At 67.7% G+C, this 16519-nt stretch carries 19 protein-coding genes, 1 other RNA gene and 1 riboswitch; of the genes, 13 read left to right on the top strand and 7 right to left on the bottom strand.

All coding sequences use genetic code 11. The annotated features are described in order from the left end of the window. The 12 genes from floA to L0D17_RS02970 all read left to right on the top strand — a co-directional run bounded on the left by floA (nucleotide 1) and on the right by L0D17_RS02970 (nucleotide 9002). A complete protein-coding gene (floA, locus tag L0D17_RS03025; protein WP_039456008.1) occupies nucleotides 1-978 on the top strand; it encodes a flotillin-like protein FloA in 978 nt (325 codons plus the stop codon). Further along, nucleotides 975-1367, top strand: a complete 393-nt coding sequence (locus L0D17_RS03020) for a hypothetical protein (RefSeq protein WP_243093820.1) — start codon at nucleotides 975-977, stop codon at nucleotides 1365-1367. Before floA ends, L0D17_RS03020 begins: the two co-directional genes overlap by 4 nt. Continuing rightward, a complete protein-coding gene (locus L0D17_RS03015; protein WP_039456002.1) occupies nucleotides 1331-2326 on the top strand; it encodes a PhoH family protein in 996 nt (331 codons plus the stop codon). Before L0D17_RS03020 ends, L0D17_RS03015 begins: the two co-directional genes overlap by 37 nt. Beyond that, nucleotides 2304-2723: an rRNA maturation RNase YbeY gene (gene ybeY, locus L0D17_RS03010; protein WP_243093819.1), complete on the top strand. Its 420-nt coding sequence runs from the start codon at nucleotides 2304-2306 to the stop codon at nucleotides 2721-2723. Before L0D17_RS03015 ends, ybeY begins: the two co-directional genes overlap by 23 nt. After that, nucleotides 2678-3076: a diacylglycerol kinase family protein gene (locus L0D17_RS03005; protein ID WP_152607315.1), complete on the top strand. Its 399-nt coding sequence runs from the start codon at nucleotides 2678-2680 to the stop codon at nucleotides 3074-3076. Before ybeY ends, L0D17_RS03005 begins: the two co-directional genes overlap by 46 nt. A 4-nt stretch (nucleotides 3077-3080) precedes the next feature. Next, the gene (locus L0D17_RS03000) at nucleotides 3081-3443 is read left to right on the top strand and encodes a hypothetical protein (RefSeq protein WP_039455994.1); all 363 of its coding nucleotides are present in this window, start codon (nucleotides 3081-3083) and stop codon (nucleotides 3441-3443) included. A gap of 63 nt (nucleotides 3444-3506) precedes the next feature. After that, entirely contained in the window at nucleotides 3507-3977 is a 471-nt protein-coding gene (locus tag L0D17_RS02995) for a GreA/GreB family elongation factor (RefSeq protein ID WP_039455992.1), read from the top strand. Continuing rightward, the gene (lysS, locus tag L0D17_RS02990; protein ID WP_243093818.1) at nucleotides 3974-5449 is read left to right on the top strand and encodes a lysine--tRNA ligase; all 1476 of its coding nucleotides are present in this window, start codon (nucleotides 3974-3976) and stop codon (nucleotides 5447-5449) included. Before L0D17_RS02995 ends, lysS begins: the two co-directional genes overlap by 4 nt. Next, nucleotides 5450-6325, top strand: a complete 876-nt coding sequence (locus L0D17_RS02985; RefSeq protein ID WP_039455986.1) for a cation diffusion facilitator family transporter — start codon at nucleotides 5450-5452, stop codon at nucleotides 6323-6325. Nucleotides 6326-6422: 97 nt separating this feature from the next. Continuing rightward, entirely contained in the window at nucleotides 6423-8078 is a 1656-nt protein-coding gene (locus tag L0D17_RS02980; protein ID WP_243093817.1) for an acyl-CoA mutase large subunit family protein, read from the top strand. A gap of 10 nt (nucleotides 8079-8088) precedes the next feature. After that, complete coding sequence (locus L0D17_RS02975; RefSeq protein WP_152607314.1) at nucleotides 8089-8517, top strand: cobalamin B12-binding domain-containing protein; 429 nt, start codon at nucleotides 8089-8091, stop codon at nucleotides 8515-8517. Continuing rightward, nucleotides 8514-9002 carry a PaaI family thioesterase gene (locus L0D17_RS02970; protein ID WP_243093816.1) on the top strand — a complete coding sequence of 163 codons (489 nt, stop codon included), beginning with the start codon at nucleotides 8514-8516 and terminating at the stop codon, nucleotides 9000-9002. Before L0D17_RS02975 ends, L0D17_RS02970 begins: the two co-directional genes overlap by 4 nt. On the opposite strand, the gene L0D17_RS02965 is transcribed toward L0D17_RS02970, so the two are convergent. From L0D17_RS02965 to ssrA, 7 genes are all read right to left on the bottom strand, one after another. Then, nucleotides 8923-9300: a hypothetical protein gene (locus tag L0D17_RS02965; RefSeq protein ID WP_039455979.1), complete on the bottom strand. Its 378-nt coding sequence runs from the start codon at nucleotides 9298-9300 to the stop codon at nucleotides 8923-8925. The two genes, L0D17_RS02970 and L0D17_RS02965, sit on opposite strands and share 80 nt — an antisense overlap. 52 nt (nucleotides 9301-9352) lie before the next feature. Continuing rightward, nucleotides 9353-10267 (bottom strand): MBL fold metallo-hydrolase, encoded by a 915-nt coding sequence (locus L0D17_RS02960; RefSeq protein ID WP_081995756.1) that lies wholly within the window; start codon nucleotides 10265-10267, stop codon nucleotides 9353-9355. A gap of 37 nt (nucleotides 10268-10304) precedes the next feature. Beyond that, the gene (locus L0D17_RS02955; protein ID WP_243093815.1) at nucleotides 10305-12431 is read right to left on the bottom strand and encodes a VWA domain-containing protein; all 2127 of its coding nucleotides are present in this window, start codon (nucleotides 12429-12431) and stop codon (nucleotides 10305-10307) included. A 1-nt stretch (nucleotide 12432) separates the two neighbouring features. Further along, on the bottom strand, nucleotides 12433-13632 hold the full coding sequence (locus tag L0D17_RS02950) for a bifunctional 3,4-dihydroxy-2-butanone-4-phosphate synthase/GTP cyclohydrolase II (RefSeq protein ID WP_243093814.1): 1200 nt from the start codon (nucleotides 13630-13632) through the stop codon (nucleotides 12433-12435). After that, the gene (locus tag L0D17_RS02945; protein WP_039455975.1) at nucleotides 13632-14216 is read right to left on the bottom strand and encodes a riboflavin synthase; all 585 of its coding nucleotides are present in this window, start codon (nucleotides 14214-14216) and stop codon (nucleotides 13632-13634) included. The genes L0D17_RS02950 and L0D17_RS02945 overlap by 1 nt, the downstream gene beginning before the upstream one ends. After that, nucleotides 14217-15350 (bottom strand): bifunctional diaminohydroxyphosphoribosylaminopyrimidine deaminase/5-amino-6-(5-phosphoribosylamino)uracil reductase RibD, encoded by a 1134-nt coding sequence (gene ribD, locus L0D17_RS02940; RefSeq protein WP_243093813.1) that lies wholly within the window; start codon nucleotides 15348-15350, stop codon nucleotides 14217-14219. It abuts the gene before it with no gap. 3 nt (nucleotides 15351-15353) lie between these two features. Continuing rightward, nucleotides 15354-15474, bottom strand: a riboswitch (FMN riboswitch). A 92-nt stretch (nucleotides 15475-15566) separates the two neighbouring features. Continuing rightward, nucleotides 15567-15917: a transfer-messenger RNA gene (gene ssrA, locus L0D17_RS02935) on the bottom strand. A 156-nt stretch (nucleotides 15918-16073) separates the two neighbouring features. Between ssrA and rimP the strand changes: the two genes are divergently transcribed. Continuing rightward, the gene (rimP, locus tag L0D17_RS02930; protein ID WP_039456231.1) at nucleotides 16074-16499 is read left to right on the top strand and encodes a ribosome maturation factor RimP; all 426 of its coding nucleotides are present in this window, start codon (nucleotides 16074-16076) and stop codon (nucleotides 16497-16499) included. Nucleotides 16500-16519: the final 20 nt, after the last annotated feature.

The following is a 16519-nucleotide window of genomic DNA, read 5'->3' as shown; positions in this document are numbered from 1 at the left end:
ATGGAAGGACTCGGCGTGCTCTTTCTGGCCTTTCTGGTCCTCGTCTTCGTCTTTTTGTTCTTTAGCTTCATCCCGGTAGGGCTTTGGATCTCGGCTTGGGCGGCGGGGGTGCGGGTGCCCCTTTTGACCCTGGTGGCCATGCGCCTGAGGCGGGTGCCCCCGGCCAAGATCATCTATCCCCTCATCAAGGCCACCAAGGCGGGGCTGGACGTGCGGTTGGACCGCCTCGAGGCCCACTACCTGGCGGGGGGCAACGTGGACCGGGTGGTGGACGCCCTCATCGCCGCCGACAAGGCGGGCATCAAGCTCACCTTTGACCGGGCGGCGGCCATAGACCTGGCGGGGCGGGACGTGCTGGAGGCGGTGCGGGTTTCCGTGAACCCCAAGGTGATCCAGACCCCCATGGTGGCCGCCGTGGCCAAGGACGGCATCCAACTCCTGGCCACCGCCCGGGTCACGGTGCGGGCCAACATTGACCGCCTGGTGGGCGGGGCCGGGGAGGAAACCATCATCGCCCGGGTGGGGGAAGGCATCGTCACCACCATCGGCAGCGCCAACTCCCACAAGGAGGTCCTGGAAAACCCCGACCGGATCTCCAAAACCGTCCTGGAAAAGGGCCTGGACGCCGGCACCGCCTTTGAGATCCTCTCCGTGGACATCGCCGATGTGGACGTGGGCAAGAACATCGGGGCGCAACTCCAGATTGACCAGGCGGAGGCGGACAAGAAGATCGCCCAGGCCAAGGCGGAGGAGCGCCGGGCCATGGCCGTGGCGGCGGAACAGGAAAACCGGGCCCTGGTGGAGGCCATGCGGGCCAAGCTGGTGGAGGCCCAAGCCCAGGTGCCCTTGGCCCTGGCGGAGGCCCTGCGCAAGGGCAACCTGGGGGTCATGGACTACTACCGCCTGAAGAACATTGAGGCGGACACGGACATGCGGGAGTCCATCAGCCGCGCCGCCAAACCCGAGGGTGAGGAATGAGCCTGGACGACCTTCTGGGCCTCCTTTTCCTCCTCTTCTTCGTCGTGATCCCCGCCCTGCAGGGCTTGAGGCGCGCCCCCGCCACCCCCCCAAGCTTCCCCGAGGACCTGCCCCTGCCCGAGCCCCTTCCCCGACCCAAGGCCAGGCCCAAACCCAAGCCGAAGCCCAAACCCGCCCTCCCCCCAAGCCCCCCTCCTTCCCAGGAAGGGCAAAGCCTGGAACGGGCCCCAAGCCCCGAACGGGAGCGCCTGGAAGCCCGCTTCCGCGAGGAGGTGGGGGAGGCAGCCAAGGCAAAACCCGCGAAGAAACGCCTTCTTACCACGGACCGCGAGAGCTTGCTCAAAGGGGTGATATGGCACGAAATCCTGAAGAAGCCCAAAGGCTTGTAGTTCCCCTAAAACCCGAGGAAACCCTGGCCTTCCTGGGCCAAGCGGACAGGAACTTGAAAAAGTTAAGGGCCCTTTTCCGGGAGGCCTTTGGCGACCGGCTCAAGCTCGTGGCGCGGGGGGAGCAGGTGGAGCTCTCCGGCGACCCCGAGGCGGTGGCGGTGGCGGAGCGGGTCGTAAGGGACCTCTTGGCCCTCCTTCGGCAAGGGGCCGAGCTGGACGAGCCCACCCTGGAACAGGCGGTGGCCCTGGCGCAAGGGGGGGAGGGCCTTTACCAGGCCACCACCCCGGAAACCGAGCTCGCCCTCCCGGGGCGCCTCCGCCCCAAGACCCCGGGACAAAAGCGCTACGTGGAGGCCATCGCCACGCACGACATCACCTTCGGCATTGGGCCTGCGGGCACGGGCAAGACCTATCTGGCGGTGGCCATGGCGGTGAGCCACCTCAAGGCGCGGCGGGTGAAGCGCATCGTCCTCACCCGGCCGGCGGTGGAGGCGGGGGAAAAGCTCGGCTTTTTGCCGGGGGACATCCAGGCCAAGGTGGACCCCTACCTCAGGCCCCTATACGACGCCCTCTTTGACATGATCGATGCCGAGCGCTTTGAGCAGTACCTGCAGGCCGGCATCATTGAGGTGGCCCCTTTGGCCTTCATGAGAGGGCGTACCCTGAACGACGCCTTCATCATCCTGGACGAGGCGCAAAACACCACCCCGGAGCAGATGAAGATGTTCCTCACCCGCATGGGCTTCTCCTCCAAGATGGTCATCACCGGGGACGTGACCCAGATTGACCTGCCCAAGCACCAAAAGTCGGGCCTCATTGAGGCCACCCGCATCCTCCGGGGGATTGAGGGCATCGCCTTCATCTACTTCAAGGAATCCGACGTGGTGCGCCACCCCCTGGTGGCCCGCATCATCAAGGCGTACGAGGAAGCCGAGCGTGGTGGAGATCGTAGCCAATAAGCGTCCCCCCAAGGGCCTTAGGCCCAGGCTCCGCCGCGCCCTCGCCGCCCTCATGGAGGAGCTCGGTGTGGGGGACAAGGCGGTGACGGTAATCCTCTCCGGGGACCGCCGCCTTAGGGCGCTCAAGCGCACCTGGTGGGGGGAAGACGAGGCCACGGACGTCCTCTCCTTCCCCCACTACGAGCCCGGGGACCCCTTCATCCCTCCCCACCTGGGGGATATCTGGATCAGCCTGGACACCGCCAGGCGTCAGGCGGAGACCCGGGGCGCCCCCCTGGAGGAGGAGGTCTTGGTCCTGGCGGCCCATGGGCTATGGCACCTTTTGGGCCACGACCACCAGAAGGAGGAGGATTGGGAAGGGTTCCGCCGCGTCCAAGAGAGGATCCTCGCCCTCTAAAGGGGGTGGTGCGCTCCTTTCGCTACGCCTGGGAGGGCCTGGCCTACGCCTGGCGGGTGCAGCGGAACTTCCGCATTGAGGTCCTCTTGGGCCTTTTGGCGGTGGGCTTGGCCCTCTGGCTTGGGGTGAACCCAGTGCCCGTCCTCCTCCTCGTGGCCCTGGTCCTCTCCTTGGAGCTCGTGAACACCGCCCTCGAGGCCCTCACCGACCTGGCAAGCCCCGTCTACCACCCCTTGGCCAAGCGGGCCAAGGACACGGCGGCGGCGGCGGTCCTCCTGGCCAGCCTCCTCGCCCTCCTCGTGGGGCTATGGCTCTTCCTGCCCCCCCTCCTCGCCCGCCTTGGGCTAAGCTAAGGCCATGGACCACGAAGAGCGGGAGATGATCCTGGAGCTCTTCCCGGGCACCTCCCCTGAACTCCTCCCCTTGGGGGAGATCCTCTACTACCGGGACGCGGAGGGCCGGGTGGTGATCCTGGAAAAGGGCCCCCCGGAGCTCCGCCTGGAACTGGAACCCCTCCCCGGCGCCGCCCACGGCCCCCAGGTGTGCGAGGCCTGCCACCGCCACCTCTCGGGAAGCGCTTTGGGCTTCTTCCGCCACCCGGTGGGGGGCAAGGACACCCATTTGCGCTACCTGGTCCTCTGCCTGGACACCGCCTCCTGCGCCAGCCACGCCGAACCGGAGCGTTTGAGGGAAATCCTCCTTCGCGGTATACTCACCTGAGAAGGGGGCCCTTGGGCCAAGGAGGTCGGCTTTGGCCGGCCTCCATGACTTACGAGGTGAGCTATGGCGCGCGAGGTGAAGCTAACCAAGGCCGGCTACGAGCGGCTCATGAAGCAGCTGGAGCAAGAGCGACAGCGCCTGCAGGAGGCCACCAAGATCCTGCAAGAGCTCATGGAATCCTCCGACGATTACGACGACTCTGGCCTCGAGGCGGCCAAGCAGGAGAAGGCCCGCATAGAGGCCCGCATTGACTCCCTGGAGGACGTCCTTTCCCGGGCGGTGATCCTTGAGGAGGCCACCACCGAGGTCATCGGCCTGGGCTCCGTGGTGGAGCTGGAAGACCCCGTGACCGGGGAGCGCCTGGAGGTGCAGGTGGTCTCCCCCGCCGAGGCCAGCGTCCTGGAAACCCCCATGAAGATCTCCGACGCCTCCCCCATGGGCAGGGCCCTCCTGGGCCACCGGGTGGGGGACGTGCTGGCGCTGGAAACCCCCAAGGGCAAGAAGGAGTTCCGCGTGGTGGCGGTACACGCATGAACGAGCAGACGCGTCAGCGCCTTCTCAACCTGGAAGCCCTGGTGGAGGCGGGCTTCGCCCCCTACCCTTACCGCTACCCCAAAACCCACAGCGCCCAGGAAATCCTAAAGGCCAAGACCGGGGCTCCCCCGGAAACGGAGTGGCCGGAAGAGGTCTCCCTGGCGGGGCGCCTCGTGGCCCTGAGGCGGATGGGCAAGGTCACCTTCGCCCACCTCCTGGACGAAACCGGAAAGATCCAGCTCTACTTCCAAAAAGACCTCACTCCCCAGTACGAGCTTTTGAAGAAGCTGGACGTGGGGGATATCCTGGGAGTGAAGGGCACCCTCTTCACCACCAAAACGGGGGAGGTCACGGTCAAGGTCCACTCCTGGACCCCCCTGGTGAAAAGCCTCCACCCCCTCCCGGACAAGTGGCACGGCATAAGGGACAAGGAGGTGCGCTACCGCCAGCGCTACCTGGACCTCATCGTGAACCCCGAGGTGCGGGAGGTCTTCCGGCGGCGCACCGCCATGGTGCGCTACATCCGCCGCTTCTTTGAGGAAAGGGGCTTCCTGGAGGTGGAAACCCCCATCCTCCAGCCCACCACGGGGGGCGCCGAGGCCAGGCCCTTCAAGACCTACCACAACGCCCTAGACCACGAGTTCTACCTGCGCATCTCCCTGGAGCTCTACCTCAAGCGGCTTCTGGTGGGAGGCTTTGAAAAGGTCTTTGAGATCGGCCGCAACTTCCGCAACGAGGGGATTGACCACAACCACAACCCCGAGTTCACCATGCTGGAGGCCTACTGGGCCTACGCCGACTACCAGGACATGGCCAAGCTGGTGGAGGAACTCCTTTCCGGCCTGGTCCTCCACCTCTTCGGCAGCTACCAGGTCCCCTACCAGGGGCGGGTGCTGGACTTTACCCCGCCCTTTAGACGCATCTCCTTCGTGGAGGCCTTGAAGGAAAAGGCCGGCCTGCCCTTTGACCCCTTGGACCTGGAAAGGCTTAGGATCTTCGCCGACGCCCACCACCCCGAGCTCGCCCAGGTTCCCAGTTACAAGCTTCTGGACAAGCTTTTTGGCATCTACGTGGAGCCCGAACTCCAGAACCCCACCTTCGTCTTCGACTTCCCCCTGGCCATCAGCCCCTTAGCCAAGCGGCATCGGGAAAAGCCCGGGCTCACGGAGCGCTGGGACCTCTACGCCGGGGGGATGGAGCTTGCCCCCTGTTACTCCGAGCTCAACGACCCCCTGGACCAGAGGGAACGCTTTTTGGAGCAGGCCAGGCGCAGACGGGAAGGGGACGAGGAGGCCCCCGAGCCCGACGAGGACTTCCTCCTGGCCCTGGAGTACGGGATGCCTCCGGCGGCGGGGCTTGGCCTCGGCTTGGACCGCCTCGCCATGCTCCTCACCGACCAGCCCTCTCTAAGGGACGTCCTCCTCTTCCCCCTCCTCAAGCCCAAGAAGGAGGCGGTGGAAGGAGGGGTTTAGATGGCCGAAAACGCCGCCCGGTTGAGCCTCGTCGTCGCCCTCCTCGTCTTGGGGATCAAGGCCTTCGCCTACCTTCTCACGGGCTCGGTGGCCCTGCTCTCGGACGCCCTCGAGTCCCTGGTGAACGTGGCCGGGGCGCTTCTCGCCCTCCTGGCCATCCGCTTCGCCCAGCGTCCTCCCGACGAAACCCACCCCTTCGGCCACAGCAAGGCCGAATACTTCTCCGCGGTGCTGGAGGGAGTCCTGGTGGTGCTGGCCGCCTTTCTCATCGCCAAGGAATCCATCCCCCGCCTCCTTCATCCCAGGCCCCTAGGGGACCTGGGACCGGGCCTCCTGGTCAGCCTCTTGGCCTCCCTGATCAACGGCCTTCTCGCCTGGCACCTCCTCCGCCAGGGGAGGCGCCTGCGCTCCCCCGCCCTCACCGCCGACGGCTACCACGTGCTTTCCGACGTGCTCACCTCCGTGGGGGTTCTCGCCGGGGTAAGCCTTGCGTGGGCCACGGGGTTATGGGTGCTGGATCCCTTGCTGGCCCTTTTGGTGGCGGGGGACATCCTCCTCATGGGCTTCCGCCTGGTGCGCCAGTCCGTGGGAGGGCTTATGGATGAGGGGCTCTCCCCGGCGGAGGTGAGCCGGATCCGAAAAACCATCGCCGAGGCCTTGGGGGGAAGGGCCCTCGAGGTCCACGACCTCAAAACCCGCAAGGCGGGAAACCGGGCCTTTTTGGAGTTCCACCTGGTGGTGCCGGGGTCCATGACCGTGGAGGAAGCCCACCGGCTCTGCGACGAGCTGGAACGGGCCCTGGAAAAGGAGTTCCCCGGCCTGGTGGTCACCATCCACGTGGAGCCCGAAAAGGAGCGCAAAGAGTTGGGCAACTAAGGGCCCGTCCCCCAGCGCCCCCGCCCTTTGGCAGGGGTTCATGACGCTCTTTTCCAAAGGCGCATAAAAGCGTAAACTATGGCCCAAGGGAGGACCCATGCGCAAGAAGCACGACTGGCTCAGGGAGACCTACCGGAAGAGCCTGGAGAAGATGCCCGAAAGGCCCATCGCCCACCGCACCCTTTCGGACATCGCCCCAGAACCCCTCTACACCCCCGAGGACATCGGGGTCCTGGACCCGGAGTACGAGGAAAAGCGGGGCTACCCCGGGGAGTACCCCTACACCCGCGGGGTCTACGGCTCCATGTACCGGTCCAAGCTCTGGACCATGCGCATGTTCGCCGGCTTCGGCACCGCCGAGCAGACCAACGAGCGCTTCAAGAAGCTCCTGAAGGCGGGCCAGACCGGGCTTTCCGTGGCCTTTGACCTCCCCACCCTCATGGGGTACGACTCCGACCACCCCCTCGCCAAGGGGGAGGTGGGGAAGTGCGGGGTGGCGGTCTCCAGCCTGGCGGACATGGAGATCCTCTTTGACGGGATCAACCTCGAGGAGGTCACCACCTCCATGACCATCAACAGCCCCGCCAACGCCATCTGGGCCATGTACCTGGCGGTGGCCAAGAAGAAGGGCTACGACTGGAAGAAGCTCGGGGGGACCATCCAAAACGACATCCTCAAGGAGTTCATCGCCCAGAAGGAGTTCATCTTCCCTCCCGAGCCCAGCGTGAAGCTGGTCATTGACACCTTTGAGTGGGGGCCCAAGAACGTCCCCAAGTGGAACTTCATCTCCGTTTCCGGCTACCACATCCGGGAGGCGGGGAGCACCGCCGTGCAGGAGCTGGCCTGGACCCTGGCGGATGGCTTTGCGTACGTGGAGGCGGCTATTCAGCGGGGCCTGGACGTGGACGAGTTCGCCCCCAGGATCAGCTTCTTCTTTGACGTCCACAACGACTTCTTTGAGGAGATCGCCAAGTTCCGCGCCGCCCGGCGCATCTGGGCCAAGGAGATGCGCCACCGCTACGGGGCCAAGAACCCGCAAAGCTGGATGCTCCGCACCCACGCCCAGACGGCGGGCGTCTCCCTCACCGCCCAGCAACCCCTGAACAACATCGCCCGGGTGGCCATCCAGGCTCTGGCGGCGGTCCTTGGGGGGACCAATAGCCTCCACACCGACGCCTACGACGAGGCCCTGGCCCTGCCCACGGAGGAGAGCGCCACCATCGCCCTAAGGACCCAGCAGATCATCGCTTACGAAACGGGGGTCACCCACACCATTGACCCCTTGGCGGGAAGCTACTACGTGGAGTGGCTCACCGACGAGATGGAGCGCCAGGCCATGGCCATCATTGAGGAGATCCGGCGCATGGGCGGCGTGGTGCGGGCCATTGAGGAGGGGTACTTCCTTAGGGAGCTCGCCGAGGCCAGCTACCGCTACCAGCAGGAGGTGGAGCGCAAGGAGCGGATCATCGTGGGGGTGAACGCCTTCACGGACGAGATCCCCCTCAAGGTTCCCATCCAGCTGGTGGACCCGGAGGTGGAAAGGGTGCAAGCGGAGCGCCTGGCCCGGGTGCGGCGGGAACGGGACCCCAAGCGGGTGGAGGAGGCCTTGGCGGGGTTGCGTCGGGCGGCGGTGGAGGGGCAAAACACCATGCCCCACTTCGTGGAGTGCGCCCTGGCCTACTGCACCCTGGGGGAGATGATGGACGTGCTAAGGGAGGTCTACGGCACCTACCAGGAGCCCGCTTACGTGTAGGAGGCTTGCCATGCAGGGAATGGACAGGCGTATACGGGTACTCATCGCCAAACCGGGCCTGGACGGGCACGACCGGGGGGCCAAGGTGGTGGCCCGGGCCCTTAGGGACGCGGGGATGGAGGTGATCTACACCGGGCTTCGCCAAACCCCCGAGATGATCGTCTCCGCCGCCATCCAGGAGGACGTGGACGCCATCGGGCTCTCCATCCTGTCCGGGGCGCACATGCACTACTTCCGCGAGGTGAAGCGCCTTTTGGACGAGGCTGGGGCTTCGGACATCCTCCTTTTCGGAGGGGGCATCATCCCCGACGAGGACGTGCCCAAGCTCAAGGAGCTCGGGGTGGCGGCGGTCTTCGGCCCCGGCACCAGCACCCAGGACATCGTGGATTTCCTGAAGCAAAGGGTGCCCGAGCGCTGGCGGGCCCAGGGGTTCGCATGAAGGCCATCCAGCTCTACTACCCTCCGGAGTGGGCGCACTGCTACGGGTGCGGCTACCTGAACGCCCACGGCCTCCACATCAAGACGTACTGGCAGGCGGAGCGCGGGGAAGGCGAAACCCGCTTCACCCCAAGCCCCCACCACACCGCCATCCCCGGCTTCGTCTACGGGGGGCTTCTCGCCTCCTTGGTGGACTGCCACTCCACCGCCACCGCCGCGGCGGCCAAGGCGGCGGCGGAAGGCCTTAGCCTCGAGGCCCACCCCTTGCGCTTCGTCACCGCAAGCCTCAAGGTGGACTACCTGAAGCCCACCCCCTTAGGCCCCGAGCTCCTCCTGGTGGGCAGGCCCATGGAGGTCAAGGGCAAGAAGGTGGTGGTGGCCACCGAGCTCTACGCCGAGGGCGTCCTCACGGTTCGGGGGGAGGCGGTTTTGATATTGATCGGCGAGGATTTCGGGCGTTCCAAATCCGCTCCAGGTGGTGGATGAGCTGGCTCACCTCGGAGGCCCGCTCGGAGCCCATGAGGCTAAGTTCCAACCAGGCCTCCTCCAGCACCCTTTTGGCCCAAAGGAGTTCCTTCTCCGGGAAGGCCTGCCCGAGCAGGTACTCCCGCACCTGCCAATGGAGAGCTTCCTTGTCCTTCTGGAGATGCTGCACCAACTGCTTTAGCCGCCACACCTCCAGCTGAAGTTTGTGAATCTCTTCCCTCAAGGGCTTCTCCCAGGCCTCCCGCCGCGCCAACTCGGCCCGCATCCGGCGCTCCAGCTCGTCGTCCCAGTGAAGCATGGCCTAAGGTTAAACCCCTTCCGTTTTGGGCCGTGTGAAATCTGCACACCGCCTAGAACTCAAAGAAGACGGGGACGAAGGTGTACCCCTCCCCTTCCCGCCGGAGGTGGCCCACGGCGGGCCAGGGGAAGTGGTAGGCGGTGATGAGGGTCTTCTCCTCGCTCACCTTCTGGAACAGCCGGGCCCGGGTGCGCACCACCAGCTCCTTGTCCATGTCAAAGCCCAGGTAGGCCTGGGGGAAGCGCAGGGAGAGGAGGTAGTGCCCAGCGGCGTCGCCGAAGATGAAAAGCTTCTTCCCCTCCGAGAGGGCCTCGAGGCTCATGTGCCCCGGGGTATGCCCGTAGGAGGCCACGGCCCTCACCCCGGGCAGGACCTCCTCCCCGTCCTCCACGGGGCGGATGCGGTCCCGTAGGGGCAGGAGGGCTCGCTCCACCGCGGGGGTGGGGTTTTTGAGCCAGTAGTCCAGGTCCACCCGGCCCATGAGGTGGGCCGCCCGGGGGAAGACCGGCCTTCCCTGGCCATCCACCAGCCCCCCGATGTGGTCGGGGTGGCCGTGGGTGAGGAAGACGTGGGTGATGTCCTCGGGGGCGTAGCCCGCAAGCTCCAGGTGGGCCAGCAGCCTCCCCCCCGCCGCCGCCCCTCGGCCCGTGTCCACCAAGAGCCTAGCCTCCCCCAGGTCCAGGAGAACGGGGTTGAAGTTGTTGCGGGTGGCATCCGGGTTGAGGAAGTTTTCCTCCAGGGTGCGGCGGAAGGTTTCCTGGAGCTCGGGGTTCGCCCCCCAGTTGGGGAGAAGGGGCCCCGGGGCCGACTGGCCGTCGGAGAGGACGGTGACCGCCATGCGCCCCAGGGCGAAGCGGTAAAACCCGCCCCCGTTCACCCCCTTGGGGGAGCGGCCCTGCCCCCAAGCGGGGGAAAGCCCGGCCATAAGAAGCCCGGCCGAAACCCCAATAAACCGCCTGCGGTCCATACTGACCTCCTTCCCTGTCAGGCTAAGGGAGGCTTCCCTAAGGGAGTGTGGCCCGGCTCACCCGGGCCTCCCAAACCCGCTCCAGGAGGAAGAGGAGGAGGGCGGCAAGGAGGAGGTAGGGCCTTAGGGGAAGGGGCCTTTTGGGCGGGAGGGCGAGGTCTTCCGCGCCAAGAAGCCTTCCCCCGCTCGCCTCCGCCATGGCCCTCAAGGTGGCCTCCCCGTCCCGAGGGGTCCACTCCCCGGGCAGGGGAAGGGCCAGGGGAATGCGCCGCTTGCCGTCCAGGAGGACCCCGGGAGCTTCCACATGGGCCTCAAAGCGCAGGGCCCCCGTGGGCACCATGGGCACCTCCATCCCCTCCACCAAAAGCCTGGGGGCTTCCAGCCGCCCCAAGGCCACCACCCGCACCCCCTCCCCCTCGGGGTAGGTGTGAAGGGCCAGGACCCGCCCCACCCCCATGAGGTAGCGGGCAAGCCCCCCGAGGAAGGCGGAGGCTTCCTCAAAGTCCCGCCAGGAGCGGGAGAGGTCCGTGGCCAGGGCCGCCACCCGCCCCTCGCCCCTTTCCCCCACGGCCAACACCACCCGCTCCCCGCTTTTTAAGAGCACCTCGGCCCACGGCTCGGCCCGGGCTGGGAGGAGCACGGAAAGGGGCGGGAAGGCGAAGCCCTCCGTGAGGGGGTGGGGAAGGGCCTCCAGGGGAAACCGCCCCTCCACCGCCCCCTTCCCGAAGACCTCCTGCCCCTCCCGGAGGAAAAGGCGGGGAAGCTCCCGGGCCGTGGCCGCCCGGTAGAAGCGGCCCCCGCCCCGTGTGGCGAGGTCCTCCAGGAAGGGGGCGTCGGCGTCGGCCCCGAGGGCGATGGCGGAGACCTCGAGGCCAGCCCTTTCCGCCAGGGCCAAGATGGGCTCCTTGGGGTCGGAGAGGAGGCCGTCCGTGAGGACCAAAACCCCCTTGCGCCCCACGGGCACCCCCTCTAGAAGCCGCACCGCCTCCCGGAAGGCCCCGCCGAGCACGGTGCCCCCGCCCGCCCTCAAGGAGAGGAGGAGGCTTTCCGCCTCCTTCTTGGCCCGGTCGGTCATGGGCCTGGGGGGGAAGAGGACCCTGTGTCCCGAGGCGAAGACCACCACCCCCAGGTAGTCCTCGGGGGCGGCGCTTTTCACCAGCTCCAAGGCCGCCGCCACCGCCAGGGCCAGCTTCTCCCCCTCCATGCTCCCCGAGGTGTCCAGGACCAGGACCAAGGCTGCCCCTTGCCGCCCTAGGGGCTTCAGGGGAAGCTCGTCGGGCAGGGCCCGGTCCCAGCCCCCGAAGAAAAGCCCCCTAGGGGTGGCGGTGAAGAGGAGGCCCCCGCCCCGCCGCAGGTAGTCCCGAAGGGCCTCAGGCGCCCCCTCGGGCAGGTCCAAGACCCCGAGGCCCACCGCCACCAGGTCCGCCTCCAGGGGAAGGCGAAACGGGCCCTCCGAAACCTGGAAGCCCTGGGCCCGGAGGCGGCGGGCCAGGGCCGGGTCCCCCAGGACCAGGGCCCGGGCCTGATCAGCGGGCACCACCCCCACCCGGGCCTCGCTCCTCCCCCAAGGGCCCTCCGCCTCCGCCCGCACCTCCGCCCTTTCCCAGAGGGGAAAGGTGTAGGTGAGGACCCGCACCCCCTCCACCCGCACCTCCCGTTCCCACACCCCCCCGGGCCCCTCCACAAGGAGGCGGGCCGCCGCCGGGACGGGCGCCTCGAGGACCACCCGCACCCCCACGGTCTCCCCCAGGAGGGGAAAGGGGGGCGGAAGGAGGCTTACCGCCACGAAGGGCTTTGGGGGAACGTAAAGGGCGTCCAGGGGAAGGGGGGAGGGCACCGGGGGGAAAAGCCCGTCGGACACCAGAACCACCCGGTCCACCCCCAGGCGGAGAGCCGCCTCCAGGGCCCGGCGCACGTCCGTCCCCTCCCCCAGGTCCAGCCGCCGGGCCAAGGGCGAGGGAAGCCGGGCCACCTCCCCGGCGAAGGCCAGGTAGACCCCATCCTTGGGAAGCCTGGGGGCCAGGGCGAAGACCCCTTCCCGGGCCGAGGGGGAGAAGTCCAAAAGGTACGCCACCCGCCCCCTTAGGGGCAGGCGTGGGTCTAGGAAGGCAAGGAGGAGCAGGAGGATAACGGAAACCCTTAAGAGGAGCACCCCCCGGGGCATCCTAGTCCATCCAGTGGCCCAACTTCTCCTTTTTGGCCTGCAGGTAGCGCTCGTTGAAGGGGTTATCCCCAGCCCGCAAGGGCAGGCGCTCCACGATCTCTATGCCGAAGCCGGAGAGGGCCTTTACCTTGCGGGGGTTGTTGGTTAAAAGGCGCATCTTCCGCACCCCAAGGTCATAGAGGATCTGCGCCCCCACCCCGTAGTCGCGGAGGTCCGGGGGAAAGCCCAGGGCCAGGTTGGCCTCCACCGTGTCCAGGCCCTGGTCCTGAAGGTGGTAGGCCCGGATCTTGTTGATGAGGCCAATCCCCCGCCCCTCCTGGCGCAGGTAGACCAAGACCCCCTTCCCCTCCTGGGCGATGCGCTCCAGGGCCAGGTCCCGTTGAAAGCCGCAGTCGCACCGCAGGGAGTGGAGGGCGTCCCCCGTGAGGCACTCGGAGTGCATGCGCACCAAGACGGGCTCCTCCGGCTCCCAGCTCCCCATCACCAAGGCGGCGTGTTCCTCCCCCGTGAGGGTGTCCCGGTACCCCAGAATGCGGAACTCCCCGAAGCGGGTGGGAAGAAGGGCCTCCGCCTCCCGGCGCACGTACAGGTCCCCCTTCTCCAAGCGGTAGCGGATGAGGTCGGCGATGGTGCCCACCTTGAGGCCGTGCGCTTGGGCGAAGCGGAGCAGGTCCGGAAGCCGGGCCATGGTGCCGTCCTCCTTGAGGACCTCAATGAGGCTCCCCACCGGGGTGAGCCCGGCGAGGCGCAGGAGGTCCACCGTGGCCTCGGTGTGCCCGGCGCGGCGCAACACTCCGCCGGGGCGGGCCACCAGGGGAAAGATGTGCCCCGGGCGGCGGAAGTCCTGGGCCGTGGCCTCAGGGTCGGCCAAAAGCCTTATGGTGGCCGCCCGCTCGTGGGCGGAGATGCCGGTGGTGGTGCCCCGGGCGTCCACGCTCACCGTGAAGCGGGTGCCCTGGGGGTCTTGGTTCTTCTCCACCATGAGGGGCAGGTCCAGGGCCTTGGCCCTTTCCTCCGTGAGGGCCACGCAAAGGAGGCCCCGGCACTCCCGAAGCATGAAGTTTACCCACTCCGGGGTCACGTGCTCCGCCGCCATGATGAGGTCGCCCTCGTTCTCCCGGTCCTCGTCGTCCACCAGGATCACCGGGCGGCCCTTTCGGAGTTCTTCCAGAAGCTCTTTGACGCTTGCCAGCCCTTCCATCACGCCCTCCCAAGAAGCCGCTCCACGTAGCGGGCGATGAGGTCCACCTCCAGGTTCACCTTGTCCCCCACCCGAAGGCTTCCCAGGTTGGTCACCTTAAGGGTGTGGGGGATGAGGGTGACCCAAAAGGCTTCCCCCTCGAGGCCCGCCACGGTGAGGGAAACGCCATTTAAGGCCACGCTCCCCTTTTCCGCGATGTACCGGGCGAGGGGCCCAGGGGGACGGAAGAAGAAGTCCTTAGCCCCCGGGGCCTCCCGCACCCCTACCAGCTCCGCCACCCCGTCCACGTGCCCGGTGACGAAGTGCCCCCCAAGCCGGTCCCCCACCCTTAGGGCCCTTTCCAGGTTGGGCCGATGCCCCACCCGCCAGGTGGGGGCGGTGCGGCGCAGGGTCTCCTGGGCGAGCTCCACCCAAAACCCCTCCCCATCCACCGCCACCGCGGTGAGGCAGACCCCGTCCACCGCCACCGAGTCCCCCACCTTCAAATCGGTGAGGACCTCCCGGGCGGCCACCCGGACCCGGAGGAAAGGGCCTTCCTCCACCCGCACGATCTCGCCAGTTTCCTCCACCAGTCCCGTGAACACTCACACCTCCAGGTAGCCTTCCAGCCAAAGGTCTTCCCCAAGCCACTCCCGCCGCGCCAAGCGGAGCCGAAGGGCCTCCTCCACCCTGGAGGCGGCCACCCCTTCCAAAAGGCCCCTCCCCTCCCCCAGGAGCTTGGGGGCCAGGAAGAGGGCCACCTTGTCCACCAGGCCCCGGGCGAGGAAGGCCCCGGCGAGCCTCGGCCCCCCCTCCAGGAGGACCCCGTCTATCCCCTCCTCCCACAAGAAGGCCAAGGCGGCCTCCAGGCTCACCCGGCCCCCTTCCCGGGGAAGCTCCGCCACCCGCGCCCCCGCCCGCTCCAAGGCCATGACCCGCTCCTTGGGGGCGCCTTGGCCCACCAGGACCAGGACCCGGGCGGGCTCGCCTCGAGGGCCCGGGGCGAAGAGGCGGGCGGTGGGGGGGGTGCGGGCCTCCGTGTCCAGGACCACTTTTAAGGGGTCCCGAAGGGGCGGGGGCTCCAGCATGTGGGGGAAGGGGCGGAAGTCGGGGTGGCGCACGGTGAGGGCGGGGTCGTCTTGGAGCACGGTGCCCACCCCCACCGCCACTGCGGGGAGCCACTGGCGGTAGGCGTGGGCCACCCGGCGGCTCGCCTCGGAGGAAACGTAGCGGGCGTCCCCGGACAGGGCCGCCACCTTCCCGTCCAAGGTCAAGGCCGCCTTTAGGAGGACAAAGGGCCTCCCCTTCCTCTGCCCGGTAAAGAAGGCCTCGTTTTGGAGGCGGGCCTCCTCCGCCAAAAGGCCCTCCTCCACCTGGACGCCGGCTTGCCTTAACCGCTCCACCCCCCCCCGGGCGATGGGGTTCTCGTCCCGCGCCGCCACCACCACCCGGGCCACCCCCGCCTGCAGTAGGGCCAAGGAACAAGGGGGGGTGCGGCCGAAGTGGTCGCAGGGCTCGAGGGTCACGTAGGCCGTGGCCCCCCGGGCAAACTCCCCCGCCTGCCGTAGGGCGAAGACCTCGGCGTGGGGCTCCCCCGCCTTGGGGTGGTACCCCTCGCCCACGATCCGGCCTTCCCGCACCAGCACCGCCCCCACCAAAGGGTTAGGGCTGGTGTGGCCGCGGGCCCGTTCCGCCAGTTGCAAGGCTCTACGGAGAAAGCGCTCGTCCAGTTCGCGCAAACGGCCCTCCTTCTCCCATCCGGACTTTCACCGTCGGCCCCGGAATTCCACCGGGTCGGGCCCCAAGGGGGCTTCGCGGGCTTTCACCGCCGGTGGGGACTTCCACCCCGCCCCGAAGGAGGTGCCCAAGGCACCCCCCTCACTTTAGCAAGACCCGCCGGTAGGCGTGTCCTCTGCCACCCAATAAGGATGGGGCGCCCCTTGGGGCGCCCCCTTTGGTGGAGGTGGGGGGAGTTGAACCCCCGTCCGAAGGTCCCTACGGCGGGCGTCTACGCGCGTAGTCCGCGCTTTAGATGTCCTCCTGGCTTGGCCCGCGGACGGGCGGCCAGGAGCGAGCCCCGTTAAAGTTCGCCTCGGGCTACGGGGCCTTGCCCTCGGCTAGCCGGGTTTCGTGTCCCCGCTTCCGGCGAGCCCCCGGCGGGGCTTCCGGGCGAGGTCGCGGTCATTAAGCCGCGAGGGCGTAAGCAGGCTTGTTGGCCTTTATTCTTTTGCGGGTTTTTACGAGGCCACCCGCACCTCGGCGCGCAGCCACGCCCTCGGCGACCCCCGTCGAGACCGTTCACCCCCACGATGGGCCGGGTTCGGACCGGCAACCTTGAGTGTACCAGGCTAAAGGGGTTGTAGTCAAGCGCCCCTTGGGTGTAAACTGAGCCCAGTGCTCCCAAGGGAGGGGGGTGGGTGTAAGCCCACCCTTCCTTTGTGAAGGGAGGTGGGGAGGTGCCTGTGGACCTTTGGCGGTTGGTGGAAGAGGCGGTGGAGGCCTTGGGCCTCCAGGTCCTGGAGGTGAGGGAAGCCCCGGGGGAGGTCCTGGTGCGCCTGGAACGCCTGGACGAGAAGCCCATCACCGTGGCCGACCTGGAACGGGCAAGCCGCCACATTGAGGCCGCCTTGGACCGGGAAGACCCCATCCCTGGAAGCTACCGGCTTTTGGTGGAGTCCCCCGGGCCCAAGCGCCCCCTCTTCACCCGCCGCCACTTTGAGCGCTTCCAGGGCCTGAAGGCCAAGGTGCCCGGGCCCGAGGGCTTCGTGGGGCGGATCCTCAGGGTGGAGGGGGAAGAGGTGGTCTTCCAGGTGGGCCCGGAGGAAAAGCGCCTCAAGATCGGCACCTTCCGCGCCAACCTTGCCGAGTGGCCCGAGGAGCCCAGGTAACAGCCGAGATTCAGGGAGGA

It is taken from the genome of Thermus thalpophilus (genome assembly GCF_022760915.1).
GTDB lineage: Bacteria > Deinococcota > Deinococci > Deinococcales > Thermaceae > Thermus > Thermus thalpophilus.
Note: the sequence above shows the minus strand (reverse complement) of the source record. Positions and strands in the feature narration are given on the sequence as shown.

Excerpts from the sequence above, each read along its gene's own strand:
- L0D17_RS03000 (WP_039455994.1), top strand. The coding sequence starts at position 3,081 with ATGGACCACGAAGAGCGGGAGATGATCCTGGAGCTCTTCCCGGGCACC.
- L0D17_RS02975 (WP_152607314.1), top strand. The coding sequence starts at position 8,089 with ATGCAGGGAATGGACAGGCGTATACGGGTACTCATCGCCAAACCGGGC.
- L0D17_RS02970 (WP_243093816.1), top strand. The coding sequence starts at position 8,514 with ATGAAGGCCATCCAGCTCTACTACCCTCCGGAGTGGGCGCACTGCTAC.
- L0D17_RS02980 (WP_243093817.1), top strand. The coding sequence starts at position 6,423 with ATGCGCAAGAAGCACGACTGGCTCAGGGAGACCTACCGGAAGAGCCTG.
- L0D17_RS02995 (WP_039455992.1), top strand. The coding sequence starts at position 3,507 with ATGGCGCGCGAGGTGAAGCTAACCAAGGCCGGCTACGAGCGGCTCATG.
- L0D17_RS02955 (WP_243093815.1), bottom strand. The coding sequence starts at position 12,431 with ATGCCCCGGGGGGTGCTCCTCTTAAGGGTTTCCGTTATCCTCCTGCTC.
- L0D17_RS02960 (WP_081995756.1), bottom strand. The coding sequence starts at position 10,267 with ATGGACCGCAGGCGGTTTATTGGGGTTTCGGCCGGGCTTCTTATGGCC.
- lysS (WP_243093818.1), top strand. The coding sequence starts at position 3,974 with ATGAACGAGCAGACGCGTCAGCGCCTTCTCAACCTGGAAGCCCTGGTG.
- floA (WP_039456008.1), top strand. The coding sequence starts at position 1 with ATGGAAGGACTCGGCGTGCTCTTTCTGGCCTTTCTGGTCCTCGTCTTC.
- L0D17_RS02950 (WP_243093814.1), bottom strand. The coding sequence starts at position 13,632 with ATGGAAGGGCTGGCAAGCGTCAAAGAGCTTCTGGAAGAACTCCGAAAG.
- L0D17_RS02965 (WP_039455979.1), bottom strand. The coding sequence starts at position 9,300 with ATGCTTCACTGGGACGACGAGCTGGAGCGCCGGATGCGGGCCGAGTTG.
- L0D17_RS02985 (WP_039455986.1), top strand. The coding sequence starts at position 5,450 with ATGGCCGAAAACGCCGCCCGGTTGAGCCTCGTCGTCGCCCTCCTCGTC.
- L0D17_RS03020 (WP_243093820.1), top strand. The coding sequence starts at position 975 with ATGAGCCTGGACGACCTTCTGGGCCTCCTTTTCCTCCTCTTCTTCGTC.
- L0D17_RS03015 (WP_039456002.1), top strand. The coding sequence starts at position 1,331 with ATGGCACGAAATCCTGAAGAAGCCCAAAGGCTTGTAGTTCCCCTAAAA.